The organism is Thalassotalea crassostreae (assembly GCF_001831495.1).
GTDB classification, from domain to species: Bacteria; Pseudomonadota; Gammaproteobacteria; order Enterobacterales; family Alteromonadaceae; genus Thalassotalea_A; species Thalassotalea_A crassostreae.
In genome coordinates, this window is record NZ_CP017689.1 from 2928767 (window position 1) to 2943690 (window position 14924).

Sequence of the window (14924 nt, forward strand, 5' to 3'; positions counted from 1 at the left end):
AAAAACGGGTGTCGAAAATTTATTAACAATAATTTCGTATAGCAATTATGCTGCCGAAATTAGAAAAACGGGAAGATTAAATGAAAGTAAGTATCCTTACCCCTATCGCTTTGGTTGTTGCCTTAGCCGGTTGTAGTGAAGGTAGCAACACTAACGCTAACGACACGACTAAAGTAGAACAGTCAGTAAGCGTTGAAGTTACAAACCCTTTTTACCAAGAATGGGACACTCCATTTGGCATGCCGCCATTTGAACAAATCAAACTTGAGCATTACAAACCAGCAATGGAAAAAGGTATTGAACAAGTTAAAGAACAAATCGCTACGATTACTAATAACCCAGATGCTCCAACATTTGAAAACACTATTGAAGCAATGGAAAAAGGCGGCGATCTTCTCGATAAAACTACCAATGTTTTCTATGGTTTAATTGGTTCAATGTCGACTCCTGAGATGCAAGCTATTTCGAAAGAAATGTCACCTAAATTCTCAGCAATGTCTGATGACATCAACTTAAACGAAGATTTATTCAAACGTGTTAAAGCTGTTTACGAGCAAAAAGATAGCTTAAACCTAAATACTGAACAAACAACTTTATTAGAAAAGTCTTACAAAGGTTTTGTTCGTTCAGGTGCTAACTTAAACGAAGCAGATAAAGAAACATTACGTTCTTTCAATGCAAAAATTTCAAAATTAAACATTCAATTTGGTGAAAACCTATTGAATGAAACAAATAGCTTTGAATTAGTTATTGATAACGAAAAAGATTTAGATGGTTTACCTGACAGCATTATTGCAGCTGCAGCGGCAACAGCTACTGAACGTGGCCATGACGGTAAGTGGGTATTTACTACACACCGTCCAAGCTTTTATCCGTTCTTAACTTACTCTACAAACCGTAAATTACGTGAGCAATTAAACTACGCCTACACTCACCGTGGTGACAACGATAATGCAAACGACAACAAAGCAATTGCTTCTGAATTAGCATCATTACGTTACCAACGTGCGCAAGTGTTAGGTTATAAAACTCACGCTCATTACGTGCTTGAAAACAACATGGCTAAAACACCAGAAAACGTTTATGGCCTGTTAGACCGTGTTTGGGAGCCGTCTCTTAATCGTGCTAAGCAAGAAGTTGCTGATATGCAAGAGTTTGCAAATTCACAAGGTGCTGACTTTAAATTAGAAGCATGGGATTGGTGGTATTACTCTGAGAAAGTTCGTAAAGCAAAATACGACCTAGACGAGTCAATTACAAAACCTTACTTTGAATTAAACAATACAATGCAAGGTGTTTTCTATACTGCCAATAAACTTTGGGGCGTTAAATTCACTCAACGTGATGACTTACCTAAGTACCACCCTGATGTAACTACTTATGAAGTTACTGACAAAGATGGTTCTGTAATTGGTGTTTACATGACTGACTTCTATGTACGTGCTTCTAAGCGCGGCGGTGCATGGATGAGCTCTTTCAGAAAGCAATACAAAATGTATGGTGAAAATGTTCAGCCAATTATCTACAACGTATTAAACTACCCAGCTCCAGTAAACAATGAGCCAGTATTATTAACGTTCGATCAAGCATCAACGTTATTCCACGAATTTGGTCATGCGATTCAAGGTTTATTGTCTGATGGTTACTACCGTTCATTAACTGGTACTTCATTACCACGTGATTACGTTGAATATCCTTCACAAGTAATGGAAAACTGGATGACCGAACCAGAAGTATTAGCTGTATTTGCTAAGCACTACAAAACTGGCGAAGTGATTCCAGCAGAAATCGTTGAGAAAATCCAAGCGTCAGGTAAGTTCAACCAAGGTTTTGCAACAACTGAGTATATGGCTGCAACACTTCTTGATCTTAAATGGCACACGCTTGAAACCGCAGAGCTACAAGAAGCTGATAAGTTTGAAGCTGATGCGATGAAAGAAATCGGTTTAATTAACGAAATCGTTCCTCGTTACCGTTCAACATACTTCTCACATATCTTTGCTGGTGGTTATTCGTCAGGTTATTACGGATATATTTGGTCTAACATCTTTGATGCTGACACTTACAACGTGTTCACTCAAAAAGGCATTTTTGATCCAGAAACAGCAAATAGCTACCGTAAAAACGTACTTGAGTCAGGTGGTACTGAAGACCCAATGATCATGTACAAACGTTTCCGCGGTCAAGAACCAGACCCGATTTACTTACTTAAGAAACGTGGTTTAGTGAGCGAAGACTAATTAGAATTTTTTCTAAATATTAAAAAGCCCCGAAAGGGGCTTTTTTGTGGTTGCGTCTTTTTAAGGTGATAGTATTAAACTGTGACCTTAAGGCACCAATTGTTCAAGTTGGATGGTCCTTTCGGTTACCGCTCCTGATGGTGATGTTACTTTCACAGTTAATGGCCCCTGCTCACTAGCATCTATATCGTCAATAGGTTTTACTACGACAGAACATTGTTCAAATCCTAACGTGCTAGAGTTTAAAACCGTACATGAACTAGGCCCAACAATCTCGCCAACAGAAGTGCTGTACTCAATTTTAGTACCGGAAGGCATACGCCCATTATGCAAGTCCGCAACATAGCTAATTATGGTTTTAGCGCCACCAGTAATATTTACTGTTAAAAAATAATTAGCGACAACATTGCGTGATAACCCTTGTTCTATAATAGAAATATTTGCCCATGATCCCGATTGTAAAATAGTGATATTTTGACTAATTGGAACTAAGTCATTGCTACAACCGTTGCTTTCATCTTTACACAGCACACCATTATATTGACCATTTCCAATACCATTAAAAATGCCATCATTATTGAAGTCGACATACTCTTCGTTATCACCACCTTGTTGTAAACAAACAACACCAGTATCCATCAAGCAAGCATCGATTGCAGCTTGTGCCCCGCCTGCTAAGCTACCATCGCCATATTGCCCCGAAAATACACCGTCCTCATTTTCATCTCTAAATACTTCAGCCGGAATATCAGTAAACGCTTCACCACTATCATACTCACCATTACCATTGGTGTCAGAAAAGCTCTCTTCTCCAATCAGATGAGCAAAGATTGTGACTCGATTGCCATAAACTTGTCCCAGTCCTCCTGGCATAGCGGCAGCTAAAGCAGTTGCCGCTGAAGCATTATCATAAAAGCATGGGTAACCTGCCGCATTTAACCCAGTGTTTAATCCAAGAGGGCTTAAACAAGCACCATTGTCCCCTATATATCGCGTACGCGTATTGGCATCCCTAAATGGAGGATTAGGTACTCTTGGCGCACTGCTGGTCCAATTGACACTACAATGCCCGTCTTCAGTTGTGCACGACGGATCAACTTGTCCAAACTCGGTTGAAAAAGCAATTGCGGTTCCATCAGGTACAGGGTTATTAAAGTGATCGGCAACGTAAGCATTAACTTGCACTTGTGCACCATCAATAAGCCAAGCTTCAGGGTTGAAATTTGATACCGATAAACTAAAGCTATTTTGATCCGCTACACCGGAGGAAACTACAAGCAAATCTGAAATGGTTGAAAGAGTATTATTACTCGTCAAACTAGCGATTACTCGCACCGACGTGGCAACGTTTCCTGATTGAACTATCACGGACACCATGCCTTTACTATCAGTTTGCGCATTGCTGTAGTTTAACGTTATTTCACCCGCCGTAGTAGAAAGCTCAAACATAACGTCTTCAAATGCTGCAGGGTTACCTGTTATATCCATTACCTGAAAAGTAAGAACTGAAGTTTCGCTGCGACCGATCCCTCCTCCACTTCCACCTGTACCTTGTAATGCGATAAATTCACTAGTTGCTGAGATGAAATTTATACTTCCAGCGGTTGCATCTTGTACATCAACAACAGCGGAACTTGCTAATAACTGTGCCCCTACTTGTGCATTCACTTCAATAGTATCCTGCTGTCCGCAACCAATATCTTTGTATGTTGATTGTGCACTGCCATTTAATGTAACGATTGGAGATTCAATTTCAGCGAGGCCTGCTTCTACACATGCCGATGTAAAGCTGACACTAACCGGAGCAGTATATAAACCACCATTATCATTATCTTCTATAGATACCGAAACAACGGTGGTTCCTGTGGCGCTAATGGTGCTAGGTAATGCTTGTGCTGCAGACATTGAAACAGAGGTACTTTGAGTGCTGACCGATACATTGATGCTAGCATCTAAATCATCAGTAACTGCCCATATTGTATCAGCACCAGCTTGCTCACCGGCTGTAATAATAATTGATGCAACCCCCTCTGCATCTGTTAATGCAGTGCCAATAACAGGATCAATATTCACTAGGCCGAATTGCGAACTAAATTCGATAAGAATGCCCGCTTGCGGCTCATCATTTAATAGTAACGTTGCGCTTACCTTCACAGGGCTGGTAGTATTAACATCAACAGTATTATTGCCTGCACTGTTGGTCAAAGATAAAGAAAAAGAGAATGTGTCTTCAACAGTTGCTGCGGCGGTAGTATCGTTAGATGTAGCTTGCTCATTACTCGAATCGGTTGAACCGCTACTAGCACCTTGGTTTAAATGTTTAGCGATGTTTTCTTCACTTGGTTCATCTCCATCACAGGCGGCCAATGTTATACAGGTAATGATAGATAACAGTATATATTTCATTGCTAATTTCATCGATTAGTCCTTGAGTTTTCTGCACGTTACCACCGTGTTGCAGATAGTTCTTCAGAGTGTAGAGCTTAGTTTATCCTTATAATAAATTGCTGAATCGAATTAAAAACGCAATCTGATGACATAAAAAGCAATATCATACTGTCTCATGTACTTAACTCTTCAATACGTTAGAAAGCAAAAAACCGCATTATGAAGTCAATTCATTACAGCGGCTTTCTGTCATTATTAATTATTGCTTAATTTACATAATCAACTTATTGCGATTAACTTTCTTTGAGATAATACTTACTCATTATGCTTCGATTTAACTCTATAAATATCTAGCTGCTCGTTGAGAATATTAATTTCGATATCTCTCTGTCTCAAGTTGCTTTCTAGTATTCGTTTTACTTGTTTTTCTTTTATCCGTCGATAGACAAAGAAACAGGCGATAGCAAGCAATGCCACGATCAGTATCACGTAATTTTCTTGTTGTTGTTTTTGCTCAATTTCTAACTTAACTATTTTTTCGTTCTGTTTTAATTTTTCGATTTCTTGGCTTAGCTGTTCTGCTTCATAACGAGCAAGTTGACTGTTTAAGGCTTTGTTTTCCGCTTTATTTCGCTCATCGATATACTTTTGAATATAATGCACAGCTTCACTAGTATTCTGATTAGCTGCAAATATTAGTGCATACAACGCTATGTTGTTGGTTAACAATGGTAGGTAATTTTGTTCCGTGGCAAGTTGATTACCCGTTTCTAATGCTTGGTATGCTTGGTCAATTCGTCCCTGTTCTATGTAAGCCTTAGATAAGGCATGATAACAACCACCGCCAGCTCTACCATTTTCTGTGCTTGGGATTAACGCAATACATTCTAGCGCATATCTAATGGCTTGTTCAGAATCCCCCACTCGAGCGTAAAGCAATGAAATATTGGTAAGTTCAGAGGCTTCTTCATAACTAAGGTCATTGTCTTGATAATAGCTTAGCGCCTTTTTACTGTATGATTCCGACTGGTCATATTGCTCAATATTTTTGTAAACAATCGCCATATACGTCCATGCTTGTGCAAGTCCATAATAGTTACCCTCAGCTTCATAACGTGGCAATAAGTCAACTAACGTATCTAATGCTTGATCATAGCGATTTAAATTAATATACAGCCCCGCGATATTATAACGGATATCAATTTTATCCTGTTCGCTACCATATTCTTTGTAAAGTTTTGATGCTTGCTGAAAAAAACTCAAAGATTGTAATTGGTCACTCATTTGCCCATAAGCTAAGCCAATATTATTCAACAAATGCGCCTGCTTTAATGGTTCATCCACAGTTTCATAGTATTGGTACGCTGTTTGGTAGGCAGTCAGTGCTTTAGCATTGTTTCCTTTGAAATAGTTGAATACTCCAATTAATTTACTCGCATCGGCACTAAGTTGATGCAATTGATATACGTCGGCTAACGAATAGGCTTTCTCCATAGTTCTAATCGCAAACGTTAGATCATTAAGTTGGTGGTAGCGATTAGCCACTGCGGTTAAAACTTGTATCGTTTGCTCAGTAGTTAATTCATCTGAGGACAATATTTCTTCGAGCGCGTTTAAAGCATAAGTTGCATTTTCCATTTCAGCTGCTTTGGCAAACTTCTCTTCAAAATCAGCAACCGTAGTCGTTGCATAACTACTTTTTACCGCAAATACGCAATACAGTACTATCAGTGATATAAATTTAAAATGTTTCATCCATGCCTGCTTCTTTAAAGTCAGATGCTTCTTCTAATTATAAAACTACTAAATTTTTTATAAAAAACATAGGTTTTATAAAAATTAACGCAGAAAATAGTTGAGCGTAGGATTTATTTTTCAAATAGTAGATAAACCTGCCGAGTTGCAGTTGCCTAATTTAGTCCTCATCAACTAAAATAGGCGCAATAATAATTTTTATTTTAATCAATAAGGTTTTTCCTATGGCGTTGCCAGATAAGTTTATTTATTCAATGAACCGTGTTTCGAAAGTTGTCCCACCGAAACGCACAATCTTAAAAGACATTTCATTATCCTTCTTTCCTGGCGCTAAAATAGGTGTGCTTGGTTTAAACGGTGCAGGTAAGTCAACATTACTTCGCATTATGGCCGGTGTTGATACCGAATTTGAAGGTGAAGCTAAATTACTATCGGGCACAAAAGTAGGTTACTTACCGCAAGAGCCGCAACTTGATGAAGAAAGTACGGTTAGAGAAATTGTTGAACAGGCCGTTAGTGAAGTTAAAAACGCCCTTGCTCGTCTTGATGCGGTTTATATGGAATACGCCGAAGAAGGTGCTGATTTTGACGCTCTTGCCAAAGAACAAGGTGAGCTCGAAGCAATTATCGAAACCCAAGATGGCCACAACATTGATAACGTATTAGAACGAGCAGCTGACGCCTTACGTTTACCTGAGTGGGACCAACAAATTAAAGTACTTTCCGGTGGTGAACGTCGTCGTGTGGCACTTTGTCGTTTATTGCTTGAAAAACCAGATATGCTGTTACTCGATGAACCTACTAACCACTTAGATGCTGAATCTGTTGCATGGTTAGAGCGCTTCTTACACGACTACCCGGGGACTGTTGTGGCTATCACCCATGATAGATACTTCCTTGATAATGTTGCCGGTTGGATCCTTGAGCTTGACCGTGGTTACGGTATTCCATATGAAGGTAACTATACCTCTTGGTTAGAGCAAAAAGATGCGCGTTTAGAGCAAGAAAAACGCCAAGAAAATGCATTAGCTAAAACAATCAAACACGAATTAGAGTGGGTACGTTCGAATCCGAAAGGTCGTCAAGCTAAATCAAAAGCTCGTATGGCACGTTTTGAAGAGTTATCAAGCCAAGAAAATCAAAAACGTAATGAAACTAACGAACTATACATTCCACCAGGGCCTCGCCTTGGTGACAAAGTAATCGATGTTGAAAACATTACTAAATCATATGGCGAACGTGTCTTGATTGACGATTTAAGTTTCTCAATTCCAAAAGGTGCGATCGTCGGAATTATCGGGCCAAACGGTGCCGGTAAATCAACATTATTTAAAATGCTTTCCGGCGCTGAGCAACCAGATTCTGGCTCTGTAACGGTTGGTGAAACTGTACAACTGGCAAGTGTTGATCAATTCCGTGACGACATGGTTGATACCAATACTGTTTACGATGAGATTTCAGAAGGCTCGGATATTATCCGTATCCATAATTATGAAATTCCATCTCGCGCTTATGTCAGTCGTTTTAACTTTAAAGGCAACGACCAACAAAAACACATTGGTGACTTATCTGGTGGTGAGCGTAATCGTGTACATTTAGCGAAACTTGTGAAAACCGGTGGTAATGTAATATTACTCGATGAGCCTACCAACGACTTGGACATCGAAACGTTACGAGCTTTAGAAGAAGCCATTTTGGAATTCCCAGGTTGTGCCATGGTTATTTCCCATGACCGCTGGTTCCTCGATCGCATCGCAACTCATATCATCGATTACCGTGACGAAGGTCAGGTAAGTTTCTTTGAAGGTAACTTTACTGAATATGAAGAGTGGTTGAAGAAAACACTTGGTCCACAAGCTGCAGAACCACATCGTATTAAATACAAGCGTATGATTAAATAGTAACTTCACAAAATACAAAGCCCAGACATTACGTTCTGGGCTTTTTTATATGGCCGCTTTGATCTGAAGCGAACAACCGCTATTTAGCCAATTTCTCTAATAAAGTGTTTACCGCATCTAGGTGTTCAGGATTGTTATGACACATGCCTTGCATCACCGCACAAACATCAAGAAAATCAGGTAATTCGGTACGTTGGGCCATCTTCATCAAACGTTTAGTTAAGCGTAAAGACGCGGTTGGTTTACTGGCAATTTCTTCCGCTAATTGCATTGTTCGTGCTATAAGTTTTTCAGGCTCTACCACATCTAAAACAAGCCCTAGCTCTTTTGCTTCTACGGCCGTAATCACTCTCCCCGTAAAGGTAAGCTCCGCCGCTTTTTGATAGCCAATTAATCGCTGCATAAACCAGGCACCGCCATCGCCTGGAATAATACCTAAATTGACGAAAGTCTCGCCGAATTTAGCCTTATTAGAAGCTATGCGTAAATCGCACATATTACAAATATCAAATCCTGCACCAATTGCTGGGCCATTAATCGCTGCGATGACCGGTACTTCACAACTTTGAATCGCTAACGGAATACGCTGAATACCACGTCGATAACGCTCTTCCAATTCACTAACATCACCAGCAAAGTCGCCAGACCGCGTTGCCATATCTTTGATGTTACCGCCTGACGAAAACGCGCTGCCATTGGCCGTTAAAACCAAAACAGCAACGTCGCTTTGTCTATTTATCCATTCAATTGTATTAGCAATATCATCGGTTATTGCAGTGCCAGTTAAAGCATTGCGAACGTCATCACGGTTAAAGGTTAATGTGGCGATTTTATTACTAAATCCCAATGTACAGTCTGTTAAATTTGGCTTGTTCATAAGTTAAATATTCCAATGTTTAATAAACCTATAGTACTTATATTTACTGGAAAACTGTATCTGAATATTTCTGGCAGTGGCACCTTGTCTGAACTGAACTATAGTTTATGCGTGAAATTTAAAAAATAATTAGATAAATCAACAGTTCAGGAAGAAAAATGAAGAATATTTTAATCCCCGCAGTATTGCTAAGTTCAGTACTTGCCTGTAGCGGCGAAACGCCGACAAAACCTGAAGAACAGTTAAAATCAGGGATCAAACTGAGTTATATGGATACTTCAGTATCCCCTGGCGATGACTTCAATCAATACGTCAACGGCAAATGGATGGATTCAGCAACTATACCAGCCGATAAATCAAGATTTGGTGTTTGGTCAGAACTTAGAGATGCGTCTGTCGACAATGTAAAAGTGATTATCGAAGAATCTGCTACTGGTGACTTTGCTGATGGCAGTGATCAACAAAAAGTTGGCGACCTTTACAATTCGTTTTTAGATATGGAAACTCGCAACAAGCTAAGTGTGCGTCCTTTAGATGCTGAATTTGCGCGGATCAGTGCGATCAATAACCTATCTGATATGGCCGCTTACATGGCAGAAGCAAATAAACGAGGATATACCACCCCGTTTGCTTTAGGCCAATATGTAGACCTTAAAGACAATAATACTTATATGATTTACACATGGCAAAGCGGCTTAGGTTTGCCTGATCGAGAGTACTATTTTAAAGAAGGCGAAATAGATCAAGAATTGCGCGAAAAATATAAGCAACACATTGCCAATATGTTTGCCCTTGCCGGGTTTAATGAAAGTGAACAAGCGGCGAATACTATCTATGCAATAGAGAAAAAGCTCGCCACCCACCATATAACCAAAGAAAAAACTCGTGATATGGTCGCACTCTATAACCCGGTACCACTTAGTGATGTTGCCAGTGTTACAGCAGGCTTTGATTGGCAAAGATACCTACAAATTAGTGGTGTAAGTGACATTAAGCAAATTATTGTTACCCAACCAAGTTATATGGCAAGTCTAGCGGACACCTTAACATCGGTGAAAATTGATGATTGGAAGACTTATTTTCGTTGGCATGCATTAAGTGCAAACGGTTCACGTTTAACGTCAGCAATTGATCAAGAAAAATTTAATTTCTACAGTAAAACCTTGTGGGGTACACAAGAGCAACAACCAATGTGGCGTCGCAGCGTTAATGTTGTTAATAGCACATTAGGCGAAGTCGTTGGCAAGGTTTATGTATCAAAGCATTTTCCACCGCAAGCGAAAGCTAAAATGGAAAGCTTGGTGCAAAACCTAATCCTAGCTTATAAAGAAAGTATCGAAAACCTAGACTGGATGACTGAAGAAACTAAGGTGCAAGCGTTAGATAAATTATCTAAGTTTACACCGAAAATTGGTTACCCAGACAAATGGAAAGATTACTCTAAGTTAACCATCAAAGCTGATGACTATTTTGGTAATATCGAACGTGCAGCGCTAGCACAATACGAATTACAACTTGAACGTCAAAGTAAGCCAGTTGATAAAACTGAATGGAGCATGAACCCACAAACGATAAATGCTTATTACAACCCACCTTTAAATGAAATTGTATTCCCTGCTGGTATTTTACAACCGCCATTTTTTGATATGAACGCAGATGATGCGGTTAACTATGGCGGAATTGGCGCAGTGATCGGTCATGAAATCGGTCACGGTTTCGATGATTCAGGTGCAACGTTTGACGGCGATGGCGTACTTAGAAATTGGTGGACAGATAAAGATTTAAGCGAATTTAAAGCTCGTACTGGTGCACTCATTGCGCAATACGATACATACCAAGTTTTTCCTGATCTTAACGTTAATGGGACATTCACCCTTGGCGAGAACATCGGTGATCTTGGCGGATTAAGCATTGGCATGAAAGCTTATAAACTGTCGTTAAATGGAAATGACTCTCCAGTTATCGATGGCTTTACTGGCGAACAACGATTGTTAATTGGCTTTGGCCAAATATGGCGCGGTGTTTACCGTGAAGAGTTTCTTCGCCAGTTAATCGCGACAGACCCACATTCACCAGGTATGTTCCGCGTTAACGGCACAGTAAGAAATGTAAATGAATTTTACCAAGCGTTTTCAGTTAACGAAGATAACAAACTTTATTTAGCACCAGAGAAGCGCGTTAAAATTTGGTAAGCGAAAGGAAATCAAAAGTAAAGGTTTCAACTTAGCTAAAAAAGCAAGGGGATTATCATAATCCTCTTTCTTTTTGTGACTATTAACTGCCGTTAGTGTCAGGAGCAAAATAAATATAACCAATTAAAAATAGCCAAAGAAGCGCACAAATAATAGCAAAAATACAACGTCATAAACGACAAATACCAAAGTATCTATTACCGACAGGTTCAAGCTTCCTCTTTTGAGTTGATTAATTTAGTTACCTAAATATTTAATTTTCTAAGTTGTTATACCAAAATTTCTTTAACCCGATACAGCTAATAATGAGTATCCCCCCTGTTATCCATATCATCGAAAATTGTTTGACCACTAGCTGTATAGCCATTAAAACTAAACAGGTTTGAAAAATAATACCGAGAACAACATTAAACATATCTCGATAAAAATTAGTATTTACCTTAAAGGTAGGTTCCTGTTCTAGTACCAAATCCTTTATTGGCTTCCAAAAGCCCCAAGGTCGTGTTTTTTTATAAAAATTGATTAATACCTTCGAGTCAACAGGTGGGGTAGATAAGCTCACCGCTATACAGATGGCGCCTGAAAATATCAACAAAGCTGGAAATAGATATAAAGGTACAATCGCTTTCGCCACGCCAAAATCAACACCTTCTATAATAAGGGGTAATATAAGAGCACCAAGCATACCAGCAAGCATTCCCCAGAAATAGCCGTAACCATTTAGTCGCCACCAATACCATTTCAAAATATTTGTAACCACATAGCCCCCCCACAGCCCAGAAACAATCCATTGCATAACATTATTAATATTTTCAACAAAGCAACCGATAACAATACTAACAAGCACAATCAAACAAACACTCAAATAAGATAAGTTCACTAACCTTCTTTCACTTGCAGCAGGGTTTATCTGGCGCTTATAAATATCATTAACCATATAAGCAACTGCTGCGTTTACCGAACCAGCAAACGTAGAGATAAAAGCGGCGATCAAACTTGCAACAACTAAACCAAGCAAACCTATTGGAGTAAACTCTATAATCGCGGCGGGCAAAATATTTTCAAAATCAATGCCTGCATTTGAATGTAGTGGTAACTGTTCAAAGAAAACAATAGCCAAGATCGCAAAGGAGGTAATTAATATATAACGTATAGGCATTAACACTACCGAAACAAACCCACTCATTAACGCGGCTTCTTTTGGCGATCTAGCTGATAATATTTTTTGCATATCTTTATTTGGGGCTGGGCCAGCTGCGCTAACTAAATATCCTTTAAATAACATTAAAATAAAAAATATCCCAAAGAGCTCATAACCATCTTCAGCAATTTTTTGATTAACCTGTGGGATGGACTCTTGCCAATCCAGCGACAACTGCCAAGAAAACCATGGAGAATCCCAGCCATCAGGTACAACTGCCGCTAACATTTCAGGAGAGATAGAATTCATTGCAGTTATTGCAATGATGATGGTTGCAACAAGCATCAGAAAAAACTGAATTACATCAGCCCACACTATACCTAGCATCCCTCCCATTAAAACATACGAGGTCATTACTATCGTTAGTACTGCACCATAAAAATAGGCTACTTGGTCGGAAGCAATGGTAAAAGGTACATATTCATCGATTACACTCCAAGGAATAAATATCTCAGTAAATTTACCTAAACCAATGAAGCCATACGTTAAAAAGCCTAAAACGCTAACAATGGCAAAAATCACCACAATATTAAATGATAGCTTGCCACCAAAACGGTCACCAAAACGGAAAGTGATCCATTCAGCCCCTGTCATAACATTAGAACGGCGTAACCACAGGGATAAAAATACCATTAAAAAAATTTGATTAAAGACAGGCCATAACCATGGGATCCATATACTTTTTAGTCCATATACAAAAGTTAAGGTTACCAACCACATGGTTCCAGAAATATCAAACATACCAGAAGCATTCGACAGACTTAATGCATACCAGGGTAGCTTTCGTTCTCCCATAAAGTAAGCATTGATATTTTTACTGGCTTTACGTTTAAGGTAAAAACCAGTAAAAATTAGCACCGATAGGTAGCTAGCAATAATAGTTAAATCGAGCGCCGATAAGTGCATGTTATTTATTTATAACGCCACTTTCTTACCCATGGGTCATCGGTATTTTTTTGAAAAGATTTAATTTTATTAATTAACCGCTCTAGAATTTGTTGATGTTCTTCTTCATTAGCTAGATTGGTCAATTCTAGTGGGTCATTCACCACATCATAAAGTTCAAATTCAGCACGATGAAAGAAGTCATCTAGACTACGCGGCCCATATTGTGTTTGATTGCTACGCATGGTTTCTTGCCAAATTAAAGACTCTTGTAAATCATGCGTTGATGGGTAATCTAGCTTATATGCAATATTCCATAACAGTTTATATTGTTGTGTACGCACCATTCTTATTGGGTAGTACATCATAACTTCATGAAAGGTATGAGAAGCATAAACTTCATTCCATTCACTGCTATCTATTGCTGATTTTTCTATTAAAGGCCTAAAAGATTTGCCATGATATTTATCTGTACTTGTTAATAGGCCAGCATAGTCTAATAAAGTAGGGGTTAAATCGGTCCAAGAAATCATTTCATTAAGCGACTTACCTATTTTATTATTTTTTGGAGCTTTAACTATAAGTGGTAATTGAATACCGGGATCATACAAGTTTGTTTTTGCCCCAGGAAAGGCAATTCCATTATCAGATAAATATAAAATAATTGTATTGTCATACTTACCTGTTTCCTTAAGTACTTCAATCAACCTGCCAACGCCTTGATCTAAGCGAGATACCGACTGATAATACTGTGCAATTTCTTTTCTTGCAGCCAAAGTGTCAGGTAAATAAGGAGGAACTATAACCTCTTCAGGTGTATACAACACTTCGGTGATACCAGGGTACCCCTGCTTTCTATTACCGAAACCATTTGGTTCAGGAAATGTTTCAAATGGATAAGCCCTATGAGGATCGTCACTAGCATAAAATAAAAAAAATGGCTGTTGAGTGTCTTTTATAAAACTCTTACTTATGTTCGCCATTTCAACTGGGCTTCGTGCAATTGAAGCCATATCATTTGCAGCCCCTTTTGATAACACAGTATCAAATCTATAAACGTGCTCCGGAGCTAAATGGTACTTACCGATACGCGCTGTTTTATAGCCACCATTACTTAGTAATACAGGCAATGACTTTACAGTATCAAGAGAACTAAAGTGATGTTTTTCATGTTGCAGACCATACATACCATTTGCATGATTTTGCAAGCCAGTTAACATTACTGAGCGACTTGAACTACAACTAGAAACCGTAGCGAATGCTTTATTAAAGCGAACTCCATTGGCAGCTAAAGCATCTAAGTTGGGAGTTTTTATAACTTTATTTCCGTAAGCGCCAATGGCATCTAAACCATGATCGTCTGCAACAATCATCACAATATTAGGACGTGATACTTCTGACTCTTCTGCTGAAATCGCTATATTGTTTACCAGTAAAAGGGCAAACACCAAACACGGTGTTAAAATTTTATATTTATTCATAATA

General features: G+C 38.8%; 8 protein-coding genes. 3 read left to right on the top strand and 5 right to left on the bottom strand.

Annotated features, from left to right (window positions below; all coding sequences use genetic code 11):
• Positions 1 to 80 precede the first annotated feature (80 nt).
• Positions 81 to 2240, top strand: a complete 2160-nt coding sequence (locus LT090_RS12585) for a M3 family metallopeptidase (protein ID WP_068545627.1) — start codon at positions 81 to 83, stop codon at positions 2238 to 2240.
• A gap of 87 nt (positions 2241 to 2327) precedes the next feature.
• Here the strand turns inward: LT090_RS12585 and LT090_RS12590 are convergent, their stop codons facing one another.
• Complete coding sequence (locus tag LT090_RS12590; RefSeq protein ID WP_068545626.1) at positions 2328 to 4658, bottom strand: hypothetical protein; 2331 nt, start codon at positions 4656 to 4658, stop codon at positions 2328 to 2330.
• A 285-nt stretch (positions 4659 to 4943) separates the two neighbouring features.
• Positions 4944 to 6383: a tetratricopeptide repeat protein gene (locus LT090_RS12595; protein WP_068545625.1), complete on the bottom strand. Its 1440-nt coding sequence runs from the start codon at positions 6381 to 6383 to the stop codon at positions 4944 to 4946.
• Between the two features lie 224 nt (positions 6384 to 6607).
• Here LT090_RS12595 and ettA point away from each other — a divergent pair, with 224 nt between their 5' ends.
• Positions 6608 to 8284 carry an energy-dependent translational throttle protein EttA gene (gene ettA / locus LT090_RS12600; protein ID WP_068545624.1) on the top strand — a complete coding sequence of 559 codons (1677 nt, stop codon included), beginning with the start codon at positions 6608 to 6610 and terminating at the stop codon, positions 8282 to 8284.
• Between the two features lie 79 nt (positions 8285 to 8363).
• Here ettA and LT090_RS12605 read toward each other — a convergent pair whose 3' ends face one another.
• Positions 8364 to 9161 carry an enoyl-CoA hydratase-related protein gene (locus LT090_RS12605; RefSeq protein ID WP_068545623.1) on the bottom strand — a complete coding sequence of 266 codons (798 nt, stop codon included), beginning with the start codon at positions 9159 to 9161 and terminating at the stop codon, positions 8364 to 8366.
• Positions 9162 to 9319: 158 nt separating this feature from the next.
• Between LT090_RS12605 and LT090_RS12610 the strand changes: the two genes are divergently transcribed.
• Entirely contained in the window at positions 9320 to 11353 is a 2034-nt protein-coding gene (locus LT090_RS12610) for a M13 family metallopeptidase (protein ID WP_068545622.1), read from the top strand.
• Positions 11354 to 11606: 253 nt separating this feature from the next.
• Here the strand turns inward: LT090_RS12610 and LT090_RS12615 are convergent, their stop codons facing one another.
• Together LT090_RS12615 and LT090_RS12620 are read right to left on the bottom strand one after the other, a co-directional pair.
• Positions 11607 to 13412, bottom strand: coding sequence for a sodium:solute symporter family protein (locus tag LT090_RS12615; protein WP_226996481.1), 1806 nt, complete (start codon positions 13410 to 13412; stop codon positions 11607 to 11609).
• 53 nt (positions 13413 to 13465) lie between these two features.
• Entirely contained in the window at positions 13466 to 14920 is a 1455-nt protein-coding gene (locus tag LT090_RS12620) for a sulfatase family protein (RefSeq protein WP_068545620.1), read from the bottom strand.
• Between the last annotated feature and the right edge of the window lie 4 nt (positions 14921 to 14924).